Raw genomic sequence first — 20,385 nt, forward strand, 5'->3', positions numbered from 1 at the left:
AATTAAATATTAACGTTAAAATAAGGGGTTAATGGGTGCAAAGCTATTATTCACAGGGGGTTTGGAGCTCAGTAGAAGTACTTAATCACCAAAATGGGTAGAGACCGGGAGATGGAGGAGGTTAACAAAAAAGCTGCACCGGCGATGTTTGACCGGTGCAGCAGGTATAAATAAGGCATTGAATTATTTCACACATTGGAGCCATGCTTCCGCCATCAGCTGGGCACCGGCAACGCTTGGATGTACGCCGTCACCGGTCCAATAGGCGCCGGGAGCGGATTTTATAGCTTTATCAAAAACAGCCTGATAGGGAATGAAGCCCGCCTGGTATTTGTCGGCCAATGCCCGCGCGGCAGCCCTGTACTCGTCAAATGCAGGATACCATTTCTCATCTACCGCCTTCACACCCGCTACGGCAAAGGGTTCACCAATGATCAACTGTACATCCGGCAGCTGTTGTTTGGTACGGGCCAGCAGTTTGTCGTAGTCTTGCTTGTAGGTTTGTATAGTACCTTTGTAGTTGCCGTTCAGCGTATGCCAGAAATCATTTACGCCCACGAGAATGCTGAGCACATCAGGCTTTATAGCCAGGCACTCAATATCCCAGCGATCTGCCAGCTGGAATACTTTATTACCGCTGATGCCTTTGTTATATATCTTCAGATTTTTATCTGCATTTTTGAGCAGGAGATCTGCTGCTGCCATGAGTGCATAACCTCCCCCCAGGGCCGCTCCTGTATTGGGTTGGTCGTTATCCCGCTTACGACCTGCATCGGTAATAGAGTCGCCCTGGAATAGCACCACGCCTTCTTTTTTCAGCGTGACTTTTTTGGTTTTCTCTGCGGATACCGCTGCTGATACAATATTGGGAATACTAATGGCAGCAACACTTCCCAGGGATACGTTCCTGAGAAAATTACGACGGTTTAATGGATTCATAGTGGAATTTATATTAAGTGACATTGCAGTAATTCCGCAATAGGGCATTAAACTATAAAAAAGAATTGATATTTTTTAGACAAAAGCACTAAAACCGGTGATGGCACGGCCCACTATGAGTGAGTTGATTTCCTTGGTGCCCTCATAGGAATAAATTGCTTCTGCGTCGGCCACAAAGCGGGCAACGTTATATTCCAACAGGATACCATTTCCTCCCATTACTTCCCTGGCGCGGCTAACGACATCACGGGTTCTGAGGGTGCAGAATACTTTGGCCAGGGAGGCATGTTCATCCTTTAAATTGCCGGCATCCTGTATTTCAGATAAGCGGTATACCATGGTTTGCATGGCGGTGAGATTGGACAACATTTCCACCAGGTGGCCCTGTATTAACTGGAATGCCGCGATCGGTTTGCCGAACTGCTCACGGGTACGGGTATACGCCAACGCATTTTCATAGGCGCCGCGTGCGCAACCCACTGCTTCCCAGGCTACGCCTGCACGCGTCATACGCAGCACTTTCGCCGTGTCTTTAAAGGAATTGGCGTTTTGCAGCCGGTCGGCTTCTGCAATACGGCAGTCGGTGAGCGTAATGAGGCCATTCTGTACAATACGCAGGGCCATTTTATCGTGAATTTTTTCCACGCTGAAGCCGGGCGTATCCTTCCGTAACAGGAAACCTTTTACCTGGTTATCGTCCACATCCCTTGCCCATATTACGATCACATCTGCAAAGGTAGCGTTGCCTATCCATTTCTTTTGTCCGTTTAATACCCAGGTATCACCAGTTCGTTTAGCCGTGGTAGTTAGCCCGCCTGCAGTACCGGAGCCTACTTCCGGTTCGGTTAAACCGAAGGCGCCTATCAGCTGCAGCTGCTGCATTCCCGGCAGCCATTCCTGTTTCTGCGCTTCTGATCCCAGCATATAAACAGCGCCCATAGCGAGTCCGCTCTGTACCCCGAAAAATGTGGCTACCGAAGCATCAATCCTGGCCATCTCCATCGCAATAATGCCTTCCATCAGGAAAGAGCGGTTGGGACAGCCATACCCATCATAGGTAACCCCACAGATATTGAGTTCTCTGAATTTGGGAATTATTTCAAAGGGAAATTCTGCTTTCAGCCAGTATTCATTTACAATGGGTTTGATTTCCTTTTCCATGAATGCCCGTACTTTGAGCTGCAGTGCCCGGTCTTCTGTATTCAGTTTGCTTCCCAGGTCATAGAAGTCGCCTTCAATGGGCGGCAATTCTTTCTTTTTACCACCGCTGCTGAGCATTTTCATCAGCCCGTTCAGCTGGGTGTCATCCATTTTTGCTAGGGATGCCATCACTTTTGGCAGGTCTACTTTTTCGGAGAGCTTTGCGAGCATCGCAAAATCAATGCTTTTCAGCAGATGGTATGCGTTTTTCAGTTTTGAAAGAGTTCCGGACATGACTTTGATTAAAGTGATTAAGATAATTATCCTGATGAACGAAGATAAATAACTATAGCCTATGATCAACCCGGTAATTATCATTATCCTGTGATACCAGGTTCACTGGGTTACGTGTTCAAAACCGCGCAGCTGCATTACGCAGGTGATAGCATTGCTTACTTTATCCTTCAGATGAAGCTGTACGACTTCGTGTCGTTTTCGTTTGCCCGTATTAGTTATAACTATGCTGACATGAATATCTCCCTGTACGCCTTGTTTGGCGGGTGTTACCACGTTACCACCAGGTTGTTGTAGAAGTATAGCTCAGTCCATCCGAAGGAAACAGAGCACCGCGTTGAACTGTAGGAATGGCGGTGGCGTGTTTGCCGAAGGGACGGCAGGATTCGGATTGTGCTTTTTTATTATATGGAAAGCTTTTCAGTTCCCCGTCCATATTGACGATACCATCTTCCCTACCCGTTGTTCCTGACAGGGGTGGACATTTCATCTTTCAACATTGTCAATACCATGCCTGTAGCCAAATGTTTTGTCCGGTTTCTAAGCCTTCCTGGCATTTTTTATACGCAACGGCGAAATGGCAATTCATTGCAATGGATTGCAAATAACTTTTACGGAAGAGATATTACTGGTAAACCGACTGTTAACGGGTATCGGGGTAAATGAGCGGGAGATAAAACAGGATGTTGGCAGGAGCTTGAACCAGGAGAAAAAAGAGGGTTGCATAGAACCAAATGCAACCCCGGTTTTAAAAAACACAACTAAAAAAAACTTCTGCAAACATACAGGCATAGCAGTTATAGTATAACAACGCGCTAAAACGGATATCCCTCTATTAATTTGAAAAAAAGTGAAAAATCGTAACCGGCGCAGGGGAAGCCCTTGCCAGGAATCTTATTCTTTGTTGTAATTCGTTTCGCTTTTCAAAAAAGATAGTTACTTTCGCAACGATCATTTCAAATATCTAAACATTGTGAAGGTTAAATGATTACATCACCTTCTTACCAGGCATATAAAGCGTTGTTTCATTCACAGTACAATGACTTATGTAACTATGCCCATAGTTTCCTTAAAGATGATGCCGCGGCCGAAGATGTTGTGCAGGAGACGTTTATCAAACTCTGGGAAAAACACCGGGAGCTGATCGGCATACCCAATATAAAAGCTTACCTGTTTCGTGCTGTCCGCAATAATTCTATTTCTGCGCTGCGTAAATTAAATACGGAAGAGGCCGGTAACAAAGGCTTTGAATGGATCTCCGATATTTCAGAGGATCCTGGGGCCAGGGAAATAGAAAATGCCAAACCGTATTACGGGCAACTGATACATGAAGCCATTGCCAACCTCCCGCCACAATGCCGGGAAGTATTTACCTGTTGCCGGTTAAACGGCATGACACATCAGCAGACAGCTTTGAAACTCGGCCTTTCTGCAAAAACCGTCGAAAACTATATGGGGCGCGCCCTTAAGCTGTTGCGAAAGTATTTGCAACAATATGGATTGCCGGTTGGAATACTGTTTTTATTGAAATTATTTTTCCCTTTATAGAGGGGGAACATGTTAATGAGCGTTATCTAAGTAGAGCACACTGTATTATGGAGCAATTTGACACCTACCTGCATGAACTAATAGCTAAGAAGCTATCCGGTCAATGTAATGAAGCAGAATCCGCTGCATTACAGCAATGGCTCGACGCCTCTCCTGAAAACAGGGAGGAATATGCGATATTATCAAAACTATGGCAGGATAGTTCCTCTGCTGTTGGTTCTCAAAGACAATATAACACTGCTGCTGCATGGGAGAAAACAAACCAGGCTATTCAACCACCTGTTTCCCGTGTGAAATCACTTTATACAAAATATGCTGCTGCCGCGGCTGTCCTCCTGCTGTTAACGACAGGCGCATGGTGGCTGGAGAGCCGTTCTTCCCTGAAAAAGCATGAAATGGCTGCCAACGATGGCAAAATAAAGAGCCTGGAGCTGCCCGATAAATCCGTGGTTACCCTTCGGCAGGGAGCCCGTATCAGGTATATCAACGGTTACCATCATAATCAACGCATAGTGGAACTGGAAGGGGAAGCATTTTTTGAGATCGCCAGCGATCCCGGGCATCCTTTCCTTGTTAAAACACCCAACCAATCTGTTATTGAAGTATTAGGGACTTCCTTTACCGTTCAAACCGGGAAAGACAGCACCGCAGTGACGGTAGCTTCCGGCAGGGTAAAGCTGGGCCTGGAAGGCGATACCACCGCTGTGATATTGGCCGGAGGCCAAAGTGGTATATGGGGAAATGGTCAGTTGTATACACGGGAAAACAACAATCCAAACTTTATTGCCTGGAAAACAGGGGTTTTGCAATTTAATGATCTCTCACTACTTGAAATATTGCCACAATTAGCCGACTTTTACGCAAAAGATATCAGGGTTGATGAAAAATACCGGGAAACGGCATCGCAGCAGAAAGCGACGATCACGTTCCGGAATCAGTCCTGTGATGATGTTTTGCATGAATTACAACTATTGCTCGGGTTTCATTACCAACAAGACGGCGACACCATCGTCATCACACAGTAGTCTCATAAGGTGTTTTATCTATTTATCCAGTTGCCTGTTATTGTTATTACCGGCTGTTTTGCTGCGCGCACAAACAGGCGGTGATAAAATTCTCCAGCAGCCCTATACACCGCCGTCCAGGCAGGGAACTATCCTCTATTTTATACAGCATATACAAAAAACAACGGGGATCAGTGTATCCTATAGCTCCAGTTTCCTGCACCTCAATAAGAAAGTGCAGCTTAACGGTACCGAAAATACAACGGGCGCTGTATTGAATACGATTCTGCAGGGCTCTGGCATACAGGCCGCGGCGCTCAATGGAAAAATATTCCTGCTGCGGGAAAGTTCACAAACACAATATTACACCATCAGCGGCTTTGTAAAAGAGGTCAACAGTAACGAAGCCATCATCGGGGCATCAGTATATGATCCCCTGACCCGGAAAGGTACTGAAACCAACGCCTATGGTTTCTATAGCCTGCAGGTACCGGATACCTGCCAGGGAGTGGTGTTTTCGCATGTTGGTTACAAACCTCGTTTTCAGCACCTGCCGCCCCCCGATGAAGGGCAGCTTGATATGCACCTGGAGGCTCAAAGCATGCTGCAAACTGTAGTGGTAAGTGGCGAGAAGGAATCCGTTACCTCGCAGCCCGGCTACCTCAATATGCCCGTGGGCTATGTATCTAACTTCCCCACACTGCTGGGAGAAAAAGATGTATTAAAATCACTGCAGTTGTATCCCGGTACCGGCAGTTCTCTTGAAAGCAGCAGTAACCTGCTTATCCGGGGCGGCGGAGCTGATCAGAACCTATACCTGCTTGATGGCGTACCGCTTTATCATACCGGGCATCTGTTCGGGCTCTTTTCCATCTTCAACGGCGATGCGCTGAAAGACGTATCGTTATACAAAGATGCCTTTCCTGCACGCTATGGAGGTCGTCTTTCCTCGGTAGTGGATATCCGCACGAAAGACGGCAACATGAAAGAGTGGCATGGCAGCTTTACACTCAGCCCGGTTTCAGGAAATATTTTACTGGAGGGCCCCATTGTGAAAGATAAAAGCTCTGCGTCCCTGTCTGTTCGCAGATCACTGGTCGATGCTTATGGGGGAAAATACATCAAAGATTATGGGAAGTATTATCTCTATGATGTTAACTTCAAACTAAACCAGATCATCGACAGTAAAAACAGGATCTACGCCAGCTTTTATAAAGGACAGGATAAAATGTTTATCCAGAGTGATAACCCGATTATACAGCTGTTCGACGATTATAATTTTGACTGGAGTAATATTACTGCAGCAGTAAAGTGGACGCGGGTAGTTAATCCAAGAATATTTTCCAACACCATAGCCACGTATAGCCGTTTTTATAATCTCTTTACACAGAATACCACCATTCCCCTCTCCTTCTTCGACTCACTGTCGGTAAGGGGAAAAGGGGTTTCCAGGGTAAGAGACATTGCTATAAGAAACGAAACGGAATATGCGATCAACAACATGCATCATCTCTCTTTCGGTGGCGGCTATACGTACCACAACTTTGCGCCCACCGCTTATCATACAAATATCAAAGCGGGAGAAGCTACGCAGCGGCAGGCGCCTATTTATTATATGTCGGAGATTTCCGCTTATGCAGAAGATGAGCTGAGACTGCTCAATGACCGGCTGATTGTGCGCCCCGGCCTGCATTTCGGCGCGCTGGCCCAAAGGTCATCCTTCTATGCCAGCGCACAGCCACGTATTATGCTGCGCTGGCAGCTGCCAAGGTCGCAATATATACAGGCATCATTTGCAAAGATGACACAGTTTGTACACCAGTTAACCACCCCGGTGATCAACCTGCCAACAGACCTGTGGGTGCCCAGCACTGAAAACATCCGGCCGGAACATGCCTTTTCCTACAGCCTGGCCTACCAACGCCAATGGACTAACCAGTGGCGGCTCAATGTGAATCTTTATTATAAGCAGCTGAAAGATATTGTAACGACCAATACGGTGCTGAATATATTCGATAACTCGGACCTCTGGGAGAAAAAAGTAATTGCCGGTAACGGTTATAATTATGGCAGCGAACTGCTGCTGGAAAAAACACAGGGTAAGTTGACCGGTATTTTTTCTTATACGCTTTCCTGGGCATGGCGGCAGTTTGACAGGATAAACGGCGGGAAAATGTATCCATATAAGGAAGACCGGCGACACAATCTTTCCCTCGCACTCAAATACCGTTTTAATCCGAAATGGAATGTATCCGCATCCTGGAAGTTTGCTTCCGGTGCTCCTTTTACGCTACCGGTGCAGATATTCCCGGACTTCGACTGGGGACGTAATATCAACGGATACCTGGACGAACGCTACTCTCCATTTTCTACCTACCAGGTAAATTACCTGCCGTATATTTCCAGGTTGAACAACTACCGCCTGCATGCGGTACATCACCTGGATATCGGCGCCACATTAAATCTTGGTAATGAAAGGCGGTTTAAACATGTCATCTCCGGTGGATTGTATAATATTTACAATCGTACCAATCCGTTTATCGTGAGCTTTGACCAGTTTTCCTACTTTGCATACGACGACATATACCCGTTACAGTTATACCAGTATAGTTTGTTCAGAACGTTGCCTTATCTGACTTATACTTTCAAATTTTAGTGATGAAGTACCTGTTTATATTATTGCCGATTGTGTGTTTGCTGCTGCAGGGATGTGAGCAGGAGTTGCCGCTGCCTCCTAATAAAGCGGTACCTAAGGCTGTTGTGTACAGTGAGCTGGTAGCCAATAATATCGCGGAAGTGCGGGTTGGCAAGAGCAAGCCGGTTGGCCCTGGTGTTGACAACAGTTTCGAAGTGGTAACCGATGCCGATGTGCAGCTGATGGATAAAAACGGACAGGTGCTGGAAACCCTTGGCTATGTGAAAGCCCCCGCCAACAACATGGGCGTTTACCAGGGTAAAAACAAACTCGATCCGGGCCGCCCTTACAAGGTACAGGTCATGGTTCCGGGAATGAAACCCGTTACCGCCACCGTGGCAATCCCGCCACCGTTTAGAGTAGATCTTAAAGATACGCTTCGTACCTTGTTGAATGGCCGGCCGGTGCTTCGTTTCAATTTCACCGTATACCCGTTACCGGGAGTAAGACAGTACCTCGTCATGGAAGCATTGAAACAAAGTGTCACTGTAGATACCAGCTTCACTTACCAGGGCGTGCGCTACCGCAAAAGTGAAAACGAGGCGCTCTATGAACAGGTAAAGAACAGGCCGGATATCAAGGCAAAAAAAGATAGCTTTTTCCTGAACGACTATCTCCGTATCCCTTGCTATACACAGGATGAGAATGCAGACAATAACCAGGTTGGCGGATTGAATGAGAATTATAACAGCATCCTGTTCACTCAAATGGGAAAACCTCTCAACACCTATTTCTATATCAATGCTACCGCACTGAGCAGCAATCCGGCAGAGGCCATTGCCCCCGTAGGCCGGGTGTTGGTATATGTAAAATCTGTTTCCAAAGAATACTACGACTTCCTGCTCACCTACGAAAAAGTAAAGCGTAACCCGGGATTAAACAGCCTGATACAGGCAATACAGCTCAGGAGTAATACCCAGGGCGGGTTAGGCATTGTGGGCGGATGCTTTCAGAAGCTGTATTACCTGTATTATGATACTTTATAGCAGTCAGCAGGCAATGGTAAACGGGATTATTTTATCTCGTATACGTTATCCGCTTTATCTATATCCGCTACCCAGGTACTACCCAGCGTTACTTTTTTTATTTTTTTGGGAGATGGAAACGTGAGTGATACCATTTTATTTCCCTTTTCCCAACAGTCAATACTCCGATGTATTTTGGCAGTACTGTTATCATCAAACCAAACGGTTACATCCACGGGCACTGGCTTGTTGCCTTTGGAAATAATTTCCACCACTCCTTGTTTTCCTTTTTGCGTTACACGGGAAATACCAAGGTCGGGATAACCATTTTCAAAAAACCAGCGATTCCAGAACCAGTCCATATCCCTCCCTGCTCCGGTATTCATACAATAAAAGAAATCATAGGGTTGCGGATGTTTGCCATTCCATTGGGCGATGTAATAATGCAGGGCTTTCAGGAAAAGGCTATCGCCCAACATATCCTTTATATACAGGTAACCCAGCGCAGGTTTGGGGTAAGAATTGGTAACATAGGCCTCCGTAGTTTGATTGGAGGGTGTCATAATGGGCAGGTCGGCTGCTTTGCCTGCAATAAAATTATAAGGTCCCATACCATAGTCATCCACGATGGTGCTGTCTATGCAGGGTGAAATAATCCATTCCCCGATGGTGGCCCATCCTTCATCCATCCAGGCGTAGAGGGTTTCGTTGGTGCCCATATAAAAAGGGAACATCGTATGAAATATTTCATGATCGGTGAGTTCAACCGCCTGTGCTTTATCTGCAAGGGGATTATCGTTTACCATCATAGGATATTCCATCTGGTCCAGTCCGTCGAAAACCGTTTCGTGATTATACGGGTAAGGCCACCTGGGAAAGTAATGGCTCATTTTATCAACGGTAATGCGGGCATAGTGGATTACGTCGAAGAAGTCGGCATGCGCAGCATTAAAAGCAACGTCAACGCGTGTACGTCTTTTTGTAGCTGCATCTACTTCCACGCTGGTGGCATCCCACAGGTAGTGGTTGCTGAGGGCGAAGGCAAAGTCGGTAACGTTGGCAGCTTCAAAGCGCCAGGTATTCGTGGATTTCGGCTGGGTGATGTGACCGGCCTTGAGATCATTGCTGTCTATCACGGCAATCACGCTGTTTGTTTTTTCAGCGGCCGCAATGCGTTGCACGTATTTATCGGTATATACTTCACTGGTATTTTTCAGGTCGCCGGTGGCCCATACGGTGTACGGCCCAGGCACTGTAATGGCTACACGAAAATCGCTGAAGTCGTTATAAAACTCCTGGGTACCTATGTAAGGTATCATGTCCCAGCCATTAATATCATCATATACGGCGATGCGAGGAAAAAAGTAAGCGATGAAATAAGCGCCGGCGTCCACAGCACCCGTCCTGATGTGGGTATTTTCATTCAGTTTATAAGAAAAATCGAGACTGAAAGTCGCTGTTTGCCCGGGATAGAGGTCCGGTATACCCATCGGCATATTGGTACTGCGGGTGGGCACCGGTACGGGCTTATCCGTACCGTTTACCTTCATATTTTTGATCACTACCCCTTCAGTCAGGTCATCCGGAAAAACAGTCATCGCTCTCACCGCTCCTTTCTGAAAGAGATTGGGAAACAGTTTAAAATTGACCATGTGCAGGGTATCGGGACTGTTATTTACATAGCTGATCTCTTCGGATCCTGATACCAGGTTGGTGCGGGGATCAAAGTTAACGTGGATATCGTACCCGGCTTTGTTCTGCCAGTATTTACCACCCGGTTTACCGCTATAGGTACGTGTTTGCTGATCATATGCCTTCCTGATACCAAGCGGCATATATAATGGGGTTTGGGCAATGATCTGCTGTGCAATGAGCAGCAGGAGCCAAAAAATACAAGATTTCCTCATAAGCTAGTTAAAAGCAGTAGCTTCAAATGTAGGGAATTACCCGGAAAATGAGTGGCAGGCAAGCTGTAAAAAAGCAGGAATGAAACGGACTACCCGCTGATTCGCCTGGTGGTGTCGACAGGCAGATGTGTGCTGTCCGCCGGCACAAGCGGCGCTTTGGTGGAGTCTGTAACGCTATGCAGACTGTCGACCGGGGCTGCAACACTATCCTTTCCATTGGCCCCTTTGCCTGGCAGCGGAATAGTGCGTGCGGTACTACGGCGTTTACTGGAGTAAGTACTGACAGTGCCCTGCTCCTTCATCTCCTTCATTGTTTTTTTATCAAAGAGATATTTAGGGTGCTTTTCCGGCCTGAGTCCCCGGTCAAACTGCGCCTCTGCTCCTACTGCGGGCGCCTGGTATACCTTTTGGGAAGAATGGCATGCCAACAGCAAAATGAAAACAAGGAGGGCCGGGTACTTCATGTAAATGAGTATGAAAGTGAGTATAGATACGGGGACGAGGGGACGCTTATTTAACGCGGAAACAGGTGTTTTATTATCAGATGGAGGAGCTTCCTCTTTTATGGTTTCTATTTTGAAATTCAAGACCGCTGTATTAAATTTAGCGTAAATTCACTGGTTGTCATCCCCTTGTTTTAATATTTTATATCTTTAACTACTATTTCAATCCCGATGAAAACCCTCCTTCCGGGGAGAGTCACGGCTACATTCGTTATTATAACAAAGCACTATGAAAGTATCTACAACCAGCTTCCCAAGCGTATTTGAGACCGCATTCGGAAACACGGAAAACTCAAGTAAAGACTTACTCAATGGGTTAAAAATCAAGAAAGATGACACCTGGTACCTGGTGGGTAATCTTGCCAAACGGGGTGGTATTAATCCTGGCAGGGTCACCAATGCGTCGCCAACTGAAGAAGACTATGAAATATTATTCAAAGCTGCTTTGTTAAATACGATCGATAAGGTACAACAGCCTATTGCCCTGACCGTTGGTTTTCCATTTTCAACATATAATATTTACAAAACAGCGGCAGAGCATTTCCTGAGCAAACGACATTTCCTGATCGACTACGATACACAGACCTATAACACCAAAGGGTCGTTCAAAAAGGCGATGTTTGACATTGAAAAGTATGAAGTGATCCCGGAAATTGTAGGCGGTATTATTGGTTTAAAGAAAACGATCAACGAGCCGCAGCTGGATAACTTTATTGCAGTAAGTTTCGGATTCGGCACCATTGAAGGTGGTATGGCTACCGGCGATGGTCTTATTCATCGTACCTGCTTCAGTTCCCACGGCATTCGTTATGCTATCAATAACCTCACCCGTGAGCTGAACCAGAAGCATTACCTGGAAATGAAAAACGAGCACCAGGTGGATGATGCCTTTATGAAAGGTTCTATCTTCACCAACCGTAAGCGTATTGATCTGCGCGACATGCGCAAGGGCGTGCTGACACAGTATTATAAGGAAGTGGTATCCCCGCTCATGCGCAGTTACTTCACGGACCTGGACTTTGAAACCTGTGAAAAAATTTACCTCATGGGTGGAGGCGCGCACTACCGCGAGCTGACAGATGCTTTCGTGGAAGAGTTCCGTGACTTTATCCCGGTAGAAGTAGCACCGGAGCCTGAAAAACTCATGAGCATCGGTTACCTTTATAATTCATTAAGAATTTCAGATAATAAGCCACAGCGAAGTGTAGGTCTGGATCTTGGTAATTCCAGTTCCATTATTTCTACTTTCGATGAACAGGGGCAACATACGCCCGGCGTAACACCTAACCCTAATCCCATCACCCTCTAATTTGTACTTGTGATCAATGTCAGACATATTTTCCGAAATATAATTGTTCCCGGAGCCTTTCGCATTCCTAAAACGGTTTCCGTGAATGGCAGCATCGACGCTTCTGTTTCAGGCAGAATAGATGGTAATGTGAGAGGTGACGTAAAAACCAGCGGCAAACTGGTGGTGAGTGAAACGGCGAGTATACGTGGCCATATATATGCTGCCGACCTGGTGGTACATGGAAAAGTGTATGGCGATGTTTACATCAGTAACAAAGCCCATATCAGCAACAAAGCCCTTGTAAAAGGTGATGTGAATGCTATGGTATTGGAGATAGAAGAAGGTGCGGTAGTGGAAGGTGCTATTCGTAAAAATGTGCAACCTGTGCAAAAAGCCGAGCATCAACCGGAAACAGAAGAAGCCAAAGTGGCCGCTCCTGCGGATGTTGCTGCCCGTGAAGAGGAAGAAGAACAAAATACCAGCTGGTTTTAACTACCGGCGCTGTCAATATAATATCATATTAAAAAGGCGGGTTCTTATAAAGAACCTGCCTTTTTTGTTTACGTAGCTTCGTGGGCGTTATATCGGTGCAGACCGCATTCGTTATCTTCTTTTTTTCAGTGGATCCAATAGCTGGGACAATCCGTTCATTTTAATCACCAGCATGGTTTCAAGGAGCATGCCCAGTTTACCTTTGGGAAAGCCCTTGCGCTGAAACCACTCCAGGTAGCTCACCGGCAGGTCGCAAAGGATCACGTCTTTATATTTACCAAAGGGCATCTTCATCACGACCAGTTGCTGCAACAACTCCGGATCCGGTTGTGTCATCTCCATATAAAATCCTGATTTGTAATTAAAGTGCAATTTAAATTATAAATCTGTTTTAGCATGCTTCTTCGTAATTTGTCAGTGCTCAAAAATATATCCGCATGAAAAACAGCCTGTTCCTGCTGCTGGCGCTCTCCTTCTCCGGGTGTGTGCAACCCGGCGGAAAAATCAGTCTTGCCAACGCCAATACTGTAGTGGTGAAAGATCTCTTTGAGGCCTTCAATAAACACGACTGGAATACCCTGGCGGCCTGTTACAAGGACACCGCCCTTTTCCTGGATCCATCATTGGGTCGTGAAGCCGTGCCACAAACACATGCACAGATCATCAAAAAATACCAGGAATTACAGCAAATGTTCCCGGACGTTCAGGACGAAGTGGTAACTATGTATGGTGATAAAAACCATATCACCGTTGAGTTTATTTCATCGGGCACGGGTACCGACGGCAAGAAATGGCAACTTCCGATCTGCACGGTGTTTACGGTAGACGATGGCAAAATAGAAAGCGACCACACCTATTACGACAACAGCCATTGATTATTTCTTTAACAGACCTGCACTGTTCAGCGAAGCAGTTACCTGTGCCGCAAAAGATTTGGCGAATGATTCGAGGCTGTTGGGGTTATATGTTTCCGATTGACCGGACCAAATCAGTTTTCCGTCCTGGGAAAGATCGTACAGATTGCTTTCCAGGAAATAGGTTTTATCGGTAGTATAGTATCCCGGCGAATAGGCGGCGCCATACATATAGCCGTAATATCCCCAAAATCGGCCATACCAGCCATAAGCGGGGTAAGGAGCATAGGACATCGTACCTGGTACATACCTGGTTTGTGATTCGCGGTTCACCAGCGACACGGTTAAAACAGCTGTATAGCCTGCATCCCTTATTTTTTTTGCGGCGGCTTCTTTATCTGCATCCTCCTTCGGGTTGAATTTTGGGGGAAATATATCCAGTCCGCGACCGGCCACCACGCCGCGTTTCTGCAAGGCTTCCACCATTTTGGATTCCACTACCTGTTGTGCGCCTGTATTGGAAGTAACGGCTGCCACCAACATATCATGATATCCGCCTGGCGGCGTTTCCGGTGCTTTCCAGGTCCCTGTCATATGAACAGTAGTACCGCACGCACCCAATAGTAACATCGCGCCCAACAGCGCTGTAATGATCGTTGCTCTCATAGAAAATGGTTTTAACGGGCTTCATATTGTCATAAAACAACAAGCCCCGGCTATAAAAGGTTTAACCATTTTCAGTGACCGTGACGTCTCTTGTTATCCACTTGAAAGAAATCTACCTCCTTTGTGCGCTGGCTACCCGGTAAAATTCATAGCCTTTCTCCTCCCGTCCGGGCAAATACTTCTTCCTGTAATCAGCCGCTCCCTGGTCTTCTTCCAGCAGAAAATCAAATGTTTCCAGGTAGCCAGGTAAGGCTGCCGGATCAAAGCCAAAGGTCCATTTTTCTTCCAGGTCTGCTACGTCCTGTAGCAGCTTTTCGCCGCCGAAAAAGGTAGCAGGTTTATCCAGTACATCCTGGTGTACATAGGTAAATATGACGGTGGAACCGGCAGCGAAGCGCTGCAGGAATGCAAAGGTATTGTCTATGGCTTCCTTATGGAGGTAATTGGTCACTCCTTCCCAGATAACGACAGTGGGAATACTGAAATCGAAGTTATTTTGAGCGCTTAGCTGGTCGAGACTTTGTTTATTAAAATCGATCTGGTAGTAAAATACTTTAGCGGGTACTTTATGGGCACGCAGCCTGGCCAGTTTATAGGCCGCTGTATTAGGATGGTCAATTTCCACCACCCTGATATCTTTGAGAAACGACAGGCGAAGTCCGCGGGTATCAAAACCGGCGCCCAGGATGAATACCTGTTGTGCGCCCTGTTTCACCGCCTGTTGCAACAGATCGTCTATTAACTTCGTACGGGCAATACCGGAGGTCAGTGCGCCGGGTATCTTTCGTTTTATGATCCTTTCTGCTATTGCTCTCCAGCCAGGAATACGGCATAACCAAACGCCTGTTCTCAGCCCATTGTCCAGGAACCAGGTTGCAAATGGATCGGTAAAGAGTCGGTGGTCTTTGGAGCGGGTTGTTTCCAATGCCCTGAACAGGGCCATGTATTGGGCCGTTCTACTCGTCACATTAGCTTTCATGGATTGTATTTTACAAGGGATAAATACCCATCAATTTAATTAAAAATTGGCAGCTGTTCATCTCGCTTGTCCCTTTTTCGCAAATAAAAAAGCTATTCTCAGGATCAATTTTGCGATTATTTCAAAAAAATACCTATTTTTAGAAAAAAATCTAAATTGCTTTGCGAAAATGAGCCACTCATTAAATATTGACAAATTAGACCTACAGATCATATCGGAAATGTCGACTGATGCAGGTATTTCTTATGCCGAGTTGGGAAAGAAACTCTTTGTATCGGGCGGTACCATTCATGTGCGCATCAAAAAGCTGCATGAAATGGGTGTGATCAAAGGTACCCGTTTGCAGGTAAATCTGCGTGCCATTGGTTACGACGTACTGGCTTTTATAGGTATTTACCTTGAAAAGAGTTCTTTGTACGAAAACGTAGCCAAGCAGTTATTAAAGGTTCCGCAGATTGTAAGATTGAACTACACCACCGGTTCCTACAGTATGTTTGCAGAAATCATCTGTAAGGACAGCAGTGAGTTGCGAAAAATACTGCAGGATGATCTGCAGCATATTAAAGGAATAGAACGCACGGAAACGATTATTTCGCTGGAAGAAAGTTTTTCCAGGCCGATCAATGTGAGCGAAGTTTTGTAGCACGATATTTATTTTTAGCAGCGCTGCTTCGATAAAGCAGCGCTTTTTTTATGCCCGTCATACATGATAAGCAACCCAATCAATGAAAAGTTAAAGTAGCAAACGCCCCTCCCTTTACGCAGGATTTAGTACTAGCTTCCCGGTGAAAATAATTTACTGCCGTATGAAACATGCTATACTCCCCGTAATCATACTATTCTTCTTTGCCTGTAAGCCTGCACCTCCTAAGTCTTATTACACGGGGCTTTACAGCATTAAAACCTACGACAGCTCCCGGAATTTTGATAAAAAATTCCGGCCTGTAAAAATTGACCTGTTTTACCCGGCGGCGAAAATAACGCATACTGTTCCGCTGAGTTATGGTGATATCCTGGATATGGCAGCGTTGCGGCTCGACTACAGTTTGCCTAAAGACAGCTGCCACCTTGAAAGCAGTTATATCGCAGGTGCTATAGCGGAGGAATTTAAACTGGATAGTGCTGCGCGTATATTTCATTACAACACACAAGTGTACGATGCGCCACTACCGGCAAAGGATAAACGAAAATACCCGGTGATCATTTATGCAGCGGGGATGAATGGGAGCAGCTGGGAAAACATTATATTATTTCAACAGCTCGTGCAACAGGGATATATTGTTGCCGCTATCAGTTCTGTAGGGCTTTACCCTGGTTATATGACCGCTGCAGAAGACCTGGAAGAGCAGGTAAAAGATATTTTATTTACGAAGCAGCAACTGTCGCAGATACCACTGGCCGACACGTCCCACATAGGCTTGCTTAGCTGGAGTATGGGCGGCAGCGCCATCACCAAAGCTGCCATGCAGTCAGGTGATTTTAAGTGCCTGCTATCTTTTGATGGCACGGAAATACATCGATATGGCAGTGAAGCGGAATGGGATAGCATGTATAACAAGATGACGCGCAACGGCTACACCCAACCGGAGAGCATTAAAGTCCCTTATTGTTATCTGAGCAGCGAGCATCCTCCTAAAGTAGATTCTATCTATGATGTACAGCAGCATAGCAGTGCTGCCCCCAAATATTTTATAAAGATAAAGAACGCGCGGCATGAAGACTTTTCTTCCATGATAGCCGTTGCGGAGCACGTGCAGCCAACGCTGGGAGATCTTGACAAAGGGCGGTCGGCAGTGATTGGCAGTATTACATCACGTTTTTTTGATGAATACCTGAAAGGTATTTCAGCTACCGGTTTCGGTAAACACCTGGATTCGTTGCTGACCCATGATCCGGATAAATATAGCAGGGAATACTAGTGGGTATGCTTCAAATATAAAGGCTTCCCATGTATTGCGGGAAGCCTTTATATTGATATCATTTATACTTCCAGTTTCCTGGGATCGCGGGTACCCGCATACAGTTCGTATTCCAGCAGGCGGCAGTCGATGGTACTATTGTAAAATTCGAGCCGGCGTTTTGCTTTCAGCCCTACTTTCTTGGCCAGTTCCAGGTTACCGGTAAAAACGTAACCGTGGTAGCCTCCACATTTTTGTTTGAGGAAGTCGCCGATACGGCCGTATGTTTCTTCCAGTTCTTCTATTTCACCAAGACGCAAGCCATATTCGGGGTTCATATATACCACGCCGGCAGCGCCTTCCGGCACTTCCGTGCCGGCAAAATCGCATACTTTAAATTCGATCATGTCTTCTACGCCGGCTGCTTTCGCATTTTTCCGGGCATTTACAATGGCCGCTTCGCTCAGGTCGGTGGCAATGATCCGTAAACCGGGTACTTCTATGATCTGTTTTTCCAGCAACCCTCTTTCGTTAAGGTATACGTTTTCATCGAATCCCTGCAGGTGCATGAAAGCATAGTTGTCGCGGAAAAGACCGGGGCGGCTGTTTGTGGCTATCAGTGCCGCTTCTATAGCTACGGTGCCGGAGCCGCACATTGGATTGATAAAAGGCGCTTTGCGGTCCCATTTACTGGCTAAAATGGTAGATGCAGCCAGGGCTTCAAGCATGGGGGCGCGACCTGGTATTTTGCGATAGCCATGTCTTGCCAGTGAGTCGCCGGAGGTATCTACAAATATTTCTGCGTTTTCATTTTTCCAGAACAGGTGTATGACGGCGCCGGTCAATTCTGCCCCGGTAGAAGGACGCTTACCTGTCTTCTCCCGTAAACGGTCTACCACGGCATCTTTCACGCGCAAATTGGCAAACATGCTGTTGTTGATCGATTCATTCTGCACATTGCTGGTAATAGAGAAATAGCCATTTGCGGGCAGTATTGTTTCCCAGGGATAAGTATGCAGCTGGCTGTATATTTCATCTCCGTCGAGGGCTTCAAATTGTTTCAGGCTGTATAGTACCTGGCTGGCGCAGCGCAGGTTAAGATTCAGGCGAATACATTCATTAAGGGAAGCATGCAGCCGTACACCCGTTACGAAAGTTTCTTCCACGGTGAATCCCAGTTCTTTTACTTCCTGCTCCAGGTAAGGTGTCAGGCGTTTGTTACAGGTGATCGTAACGGTTCCCTTTGTTGTATATAAAGACATAAGGCGGCAAATTTACCAATCTTTATGATAATCCCCTTGTATTCCTTAATTTAACTCCCTCAATTATACCTTGCCATCTATGCGACACTATATTTCCCTCCTTTGGATGCTGACGCTTTGTATATCCGTGCAGGCGCAAACCAGCGCGCGGCTGGTGCGTAATAATCTTATTATGCCGGTTCCTGTAACGCCTTCGAGTCATGCGTCTACCATTATTCCCCTGCCGGACGGCCGTTTGCTGAGCGCCTGGTTTGGCGGCAAAGAGGAAGGCAGTAAAGATGTAGTAATATGGGCTGCTTTTTTTGATAAAAACAAGTGGCAGGCGCCGGTACAACTGGCAGATGGCATTATCAGCGACACGCTTCGCTATCCCTGCTGGAACCCCGTGCTTTTCCGCACCAGGGCTGGTTTGCTTTGTTTGTTTTATAAAGTAGGACCTAACCCGCGGGAATGGTGGGGCATGGCCCGGTACAGCCATAACAACGGCATTAGTTGGTCATCTCCCGAAAAACTACCGGCAGGTATACTCGGGCCCATCAAAAACAAATGTATACAACTGCCTGATGGCCGCCTGCTGCATCCTTCCAGCACGGAGAGTATAAAGGGTAATGTTTGGGTATCACATATGGAAATCAGCGACAGCACCGGGCATCAGTGGCAGCAGATCAGTATCCCCTGTGATACCTTTGGAGTGATTCAGCCAACGATACTGACCTATGCAGATGGTCGTTTACAAGCGCTTTTCAGAAGCAGGCAAAATGTAGTGGGCAGCAGCTGGTCGCGGGATGATGGCGCTACATGGGAAACGGTGAAGGGACTGTCTCTTCCAAATCCCAACTCCGGTATTGATGCGGTTACGCGGCCGGATGGGTTACAGGTGCTAGTGTACAATCCGCTGATTGCCGGAAACCATTGGTCTAACGGCCGCAACGAGCTACGGGTGGCTGTTTCCAGGGACGGGGAAAAATGGAAAGATGTGTATGTGCTGGAGAAACATAAAGGCGGCGAATACAGCTATCCAGCCATAGTCGCCGCCACAAATAATTTGGTGCATATCACCTATACAGATGACCGGAAAAATATCCGTGCTGTTACGTTACAAATCAGATAGTATCAATTCCATATTTCGTTGGCAGCAGTCAGTATGATAGGTTCCCGTTCAGTTACCATAATGGTGTGTTCATGCTGGGCTACAAAGCCTCCTTTGTTGCCGACGAGGGTCCAGCCGTCATTGCTTTGGTTGGCAAACGAAGAGTTGGTGGAAATAAATGTTTCTATTGCCACTACTGCATTTTTTTTGAAACGGGTTTTATTAAACCGTACGTAACAATTCAGGATGTCGTCCGGAGCCTCGTGTAAACTTCTGCCAACTCCATGTCCTGCGAGGTTACGGATCACCGTATACCCCGATTTCCGAGCTTCGGTTTCTATGAGTTTGCCCACATCTGCTACACGGGTACCACTCTTGATGTAATGGATCGCTTTATAGAGGATCGCCTTTGAAGCATCCACGAGACGCTGATGTTGATGAATATCTTCTCCCAGCACAAAGGAGCCTCCATTGTCTGACCAGTAGCCATCCAGTTCAGCAGATACATCTATGTTGACCAGGTCGCCTGTTTGTATGACCTTCTTGTCAGACGGAATACCATGTGCAATCTCATTATTTACGCTGATGCAGGTCCAGCCCGGAAAGCCATAAGTTAGCCTGGGTGCTGATTTGGCGCCCAGCGCATTCAGTATCTCTCCTCCAAATTCATCTATCTCCCTGGCGGTCATACCGGGTTTGGTATAATTCCTCATCTCTCTCAGGGTAACAGCTACTGCCTCACTTACCCTTTTCATGCCGTTAAGCTCTGCTTCTGTTGTGATAGACATATTTTTTTATTTAAAAGTACGAAAAAATAGAGGTAACGAAACGCCGTCTTTCATCATAAGCCATCCGGCC

The 20,385-nt window shown here is 46.5% G+C and carries 21 protein-coding genes; 11 read left to right on the plus strand and 10 right to left on the minus strand.

Features of this window, described 5'->3' with window-relative positions; genetic code table 11:
- Positions 1 to 183: 183 nt before the first annotated feature.
- Together KE626_RS21020 and KE626_RS21025 are read right to left on the minus strand one after the other, a co-directional pair.
- Positions 184 to 939 carry an SGNH/GDSL hydrolase family protein gene (locus KE626_RS21020; protein WP_211974911.1) on the minus strand — a complete coding sequence of 252 codons (756 nt, stop codon included), beginning with the start codon at positions 937 to 939 and terminating at the stop codon, positions 184 to 186.
- Positions 940 to 1,014: 75 nt separating this feature from the next.
- Entirely contained in the window at positions 1,015 to 2,373 is a 1,359-nt protein-coding gene (locus tag KE626_RS21025; protein WP_211974912.1) for an acyl-CoA dehydrogenase family protein, read from the minus strand.
- 90 nt (positions 2,374 to 2,463) lie between these two features.
- Here KE626_RS21025 and KE626_RS21030 point away from each other — a divergent pair, with 90 nt between their 5' ends.
- Positions 2,464 to 2,670, plus strand: a complete 207-nt coding sequence (locus KE626_RS21030) for a hypothetical protein (protein WP_211974913.1) — start codon at positions 2,464 to 2,466, stop codon at positions 2,668 to 2,670.
- On the opposite strand, the gene KE626_RS21035 is transcribed toward KE626_RS21030, so the two are convergent.
- On the minus strand, positions 2,651 to 2,863 hold the full coding sequence (locus KE626_RS21035) for a hypothetical protein (protein WP_211974914.1): 213 nt from the start codon (positions 2,861 to 2,863) through the stop codon (positions 2,651 to 2,653). The genes KE626_RS21030 and KE626_RS21035 overlap by 20 nt on opposite strands.
- 494 nt (positions 2,864 to 3,357) lie before the next feature.
- Between KE626_RS21035 and KE626_RS21040 the strand changes: the two genes are divergently transcribed.
- The 4 genes from KE626_RS21040 to KE626_RS21055 are packed head-to-tail and all read left to right on the plus strand — an operon-like array spanning position 3,358 to position 8,606.
- Positions 3,358 to 3,921 carry an RNA polymerase sigma-70 factor gene (locus tag KE626_RS21040; protein WP_211974915.1) on the plus strand — a complete coding sequence of 188 codons (564 nt, stop codon included), beginning with the start codon at positions 3,358 to 3,360 and terminating at the stop codon, positions 3,919 to 3,921.
- A 47-nt stretch (positions 3,922 to 3,968) separates the two neighbouring features.
- On the plus strand, positions 3,969 to 4,946 hold the full coding sequence (locus tag KE626_RS21045) for a FecR family protein (protein WP_211974916.1): 978 nt from the start codon (positions 3,969 to 3,971) through the stop codon (positions 4,944 to 4,946).
- A 58-nt stretch (positions 4,947 to 5,004) separates the two neighbouring features.
- Positions 5,005 to 7,581: a TonB-dependent receptor gene (locus KE626_RS21050; RefSeq protein WP_211974917.1), complete on the plus strand. Its 2,577-nt coding sequence runs from the start codon at positions 5,005 to 5,007 to the stop codon at positions 7,579 to 7,581.
- A gap of 2 nt (positions 7,582 to 7,583) precedes the next feature.
- Positions 7,584 to 8,606 carry a DUF4249 family protein gene (locus tag KE626_RS21055; protein ID WP_211974918.1) on the plus strand — a complete coding sequence of 341 codons (1,023 nt, stop codon included), beginning with the start codon at positions 7,584 to 7,586 and terminating at the stop codon, positions 8,604 to 8,606.
- A 26-nt stretch (positions 8,607 to 8,632) separates the two neighbouring features.
- On the opposite strand, the gene KE626_RS21060 is transcribed toward KE626_RS21055, so the two are convergent.
- Entirely contained in the window at positions 8,633 to 10,492 is a 1,860-nt protein-coding gene (locus KE626_RS21060) for a M1 family metallopeptidase (protein ID WP_211974919.1), read from the minus strand.
- Positions 10,493 to 10,581: 89 nt separating this feature from the next.
- Positions 10,582 to 11,079 carry a hypothetical protein gene (locus KE626_RS21065; RefSeq protein ID WP_211974920.1) on the minus strand — a complete coding sequence of 166 codons (498 nt, stop codon included), beginning with the start codon at positions 11,077 to 11,079 and terminating at the stop codon, positions 10,582 to 10,584.
- Positions 11,080 to 11,224: 145 nt separating this feature from the next.
- Between KE626_RS21065 and KE626_RS21070 the strand changes: the two genes are divergently transcribed.
- Together KE626_RS21070 and KE626_RS21075 are read left to right on the plus strand one after the other, a co-directional pair.
- The gene (locus KE626_RS21070) at positions 11,225 to 12,304 is read left to right on the plus strand and encodes a ParM/StbA family protein (RefSeq protein ID WP_211974921.1); all 1,080 of its coding nucleotides are present in this window, start codon (positions 11,225 to 11,227) and stop codon (positions 12,302 to 12,304) included.
- Between the two features lie 9 nt (positions 12,305 to 12,313).
- Positions 12,314 to 12,778, plus strand: coding sequence for a bactofilin family protein (locus KE626_RS21075; protein WP_346344446.1), 465 nt, complete (start codon positions 12,314 to 12,316; stop codon positions 12,776 to 12,778).
- A gap of 111 nt (positions 12,779 to 12,889) precedes the next feature.
- Here KE626_RS21075 and KE626_RS21080 read toward each other — a convergent pair whose 3' ends face one another.
- Positions 12,890 to 13,120 carry a DUF3820 family protein gene (locus KE626_RS21080; protein ID WP_211974923.1) on the minus strand — a complete coding sequence of 77 codons (231 nt, stop codon included), beginning with the start codon at positions 13,118 to 13,120 and terminating at the stop codon, positions 12,890 to 12,892.
- 95 nt (positions 13,121 to 13,215) lie between these two features.
- On the opposite strand from KE626_RS21080, the gene KE626_RS21085 reads away from it, so the two are divergent.
- Positions 13,216 to 13,653: a nuclear transport factor 2 family protein gene (locus tag KE626_RS21085; protein WP_211974924.1), complete on the plus strand. Its 438-nt coding sequence runs from the start codon at positions 13,216 to 13,218 to the stop codon at positions 13,651 to 13,653.
- Here the strand turns inward: KE626_RS21085 and KE626_RS21090 are convergent, their stop codons facing one another.
- Both KE626_RS21090 and KE626_RS21095 read right to left on the minus strand, forming a co-directional pair.
- A complete protein-coding gene (locus KE626_RS21090; RefSeq protein WP_211974925.1) occupies positions 13,654 to 14,298 on the minus strand; it encodes a hypothetical protein in 645 nt (214 codons plus the stop codon).
- 112 nt (positions 14,299 to 14,410) lie between these two features.
- Positions 14,411 to 15,277 (minus strand): class I SAM-dependent methyltransferase, encoded by an 867-nt coding sequence (locus KE626_RS21095; protein ID WP_211974926.1) that lies wholly within the window; start codon positions 15,275 to 15,277, stop codon positions 14,411 to 14,413.
- Positions 15,278 to 15,446: 169 nt separating this feature from the next.
- On the opposite strand from KE626_RS21095, the gene KE626_RS21100 reads away from it, so the two are divergent.
- Together KE626_RS21100 and KE626_RS21105 are read left to right on the plus strand one after the other, a co-directional pair.
- Positions 15,447 to 15,920, plus strand: a complete 474-nt coding sequence (locus tag KE626_RS21100) for an Lrp/AsnC ligand binding domain-containing protein (protein WP_211974927.1) — start codon at positions 15,447 to 15,449, stop codon at positions 15,918 to 15,920.
- A gap of 163 nt (positions 15,921 to 16,083) precedes the next feature.
- Positions 16,084 to 17,196, plus strand: a complete 1,113-nt coding sequence (locus KE626_RS21105) for an alpha/beta hydrolase (RefSeq protein WP_211974928.1) — start codon at positions 16,084 to 16,086, stop codon at positions 17,194 to 17,196.
- Between the two features lie 62 nt (positions 17,197 to 17,258).
- Here the strand turns inward: KE626_RS21105 and KE626_RS21110 are convergent, their stop codons facing one another.
- Entirely contained in the window at positions 17,259 to 18,437 is a 1,179-nt protein-coding gene (locus KE626_RS21110) for a THUMP domain-containing class I SAM-dependent RNA methyltransferase (RefSeq protein WP_211974929.1), read from the minus strand.
- A 79-nt stretch (positions 18,438 to 18,516) separates the two neighbouring features.
- Here KE626_RS21110 and KE626_RS21115 point away from each other — a divergent pair, with 79 nt between their 5' ends.
- Complete coding sequence (locus KE626_RS21115; RefSeq protein WP_211974930.1) at positions 18,517 to 19,548, plus strand: sialidase family protein; 1,032 nt, start codon at positions 18,517 to 18,519, stop codon at positions 19,546 to 19,548.
- Positions 19,549 to 19,550: 2 nt separating this feature from the next.
- Here KE626_RS21115 and map read toward each other — a convergent pair whose 3' ends face one another.
- Positions 19,551 to 20,315, minus strand: a complete 765-nt coding sequence (gene map / locus KE626_RS21120) for a type I methionyl aminopeptidase (protein ID WP_211974931.1) — start codon at positions 20,313 to 20,315, stop codon at positions 19,551 to 19,553.
- Positions 20,316 to 20,385: the final 70 nt, after the last annotated feature.

The sequence above is a fragment of the Chitinophaga hostae genome (assembly GCF_018224885.1).
Lineage (GTDB): Bacteria > Bacteroidota > Bacteroidia > Chitinophagales > Chitinophagaceae > Chitinophaga > Chitinophaga hostae.

What these genes read in the sequence shown, in the direction of transcription:
- KE626_RS21020 (WP_211974911.1), bottom strand. Translation starts at nt 939, where the DNA reads ATGAATCCATTAAACCGTCGTAATTTTCTCAGGAACGTATCCCTGGGA.
- KE626_RS21025 (WP_211974912.1), bottom strand. Translation starts at nt 2,373, where the DNA reads ATGTCCGGAACTCTTTCAAAACTGAAAAACGCATACCATCTGCTGAAA.
- KE626_RS21035 (WP_211974914.1), bottom strand. Translation starts at nt 2,863, where the DNA reads ATGAAATGTCCACCCCTGTCAGGAACAACGGGTAGGGAAGATGGTATC.
- KE626_RS21040 (WP_211974915.1), top strand. Translation starts at nt 3,358, where the DNA reads ATGATTACATCACCTTCTTACCAGGCATATAAAGCGTTGTTTCATTCA.
- KE626_RS21045 (WP_211974916.1), top strand. Translation starts at nt 3,969, where the DNA reads ATGGAGCAATTTGACACCTACCTGCATGAACTAATAGCTAAGAAGCTA.
- KE626_RS21055 (WP_211974918.1), top strand. Translation starts at nt 7,584, where the DNA reads ATGAAGTACCTGTTTATATTATTGCCGATTGTGTGTTTGCTGCTGCAG.
- KE626_RS21060 (WP_211974919.1), bottom strand. Translation starts at nt 10,492, where the DNA reads ATGAGGAAATCTTGTATTTTTTGGCTCCTGCTGCTCATTGCACAGCAG.
- KE626_RS21070 (WP_211974921.1), top strand. Translation starts at nt 11,225, where the DNA reads ATGAAAGTATCTACAACCAGCTTCCCAAGCGTATTTGAGACCGCATTC.
- KE626_RS21080 (WP_211974923.1), bottom strand. Translation starts at nt 13,120, where the DNA reads ATGGAGATGACACAACCGGATCCGGAGTTGTTGCAGCAACTGGTCGTG.
- KE626_RS21085 (WP_211974924.1), top strand. Translation starts at nt 13,216, where the DNA reads ATGAAAAACAGCCTGTTCCTGCTGCTGGCGCTCTCCTTCTCCGGGTGT.
- KE626_RS21090 (WP_211974925.1), bottom strand. Translation starts at nt 14,298, where the DNA reads ATGAGAGCAACGATCATTACAGCGCTGTTGGGCGCGATGTTACTATTG.
- KE626_RS21095 (WP_211974926.1), bottom strand. Translation starts at nt 15,277, where the DNA reads ATGAAAGCTAATGTGACGAGTAGAACGGCCCAATACATGGCCCTGTTC.
- KE626_RS21100 (WP_211974927.1), top strand. Translation starts at nt 15,447, where the DNA reads ATGAGCCACTCATTAAATATTGACAAATTAGACCTACAGATCATATCG.
- KE626_RS21105 (WP_211974928.1), top strand. Translation starts at nt 16,084, where the DNA reads ATGAAACATGCTATACTCCCCGTAATCATACTATTCTTCTTTGCCTGT.
- KE626_RS21110 (WP_211974929.1), bottom strand. Translation starts at nt 18,437, where the DNA reads ATGTCTTTATATACAACAAAGGGAACCGTTACGATCACCTGTAACAAA.
- KE626_RS21115 (WP_211974930.1), top strand. Translation starts at nt 18,517, where the DNA reads ATGCGACACTATATTTCCCTCCTTTGGATGCTGACGCTTTGTATATCC.
- map (WP_211974931.1), bottom strand. Translation starts at nt 20,315, where the DNA reads ATGTCTATCACAACAGAAGCAGAGCTTAACGGCATGAAAAGGGTAAGT.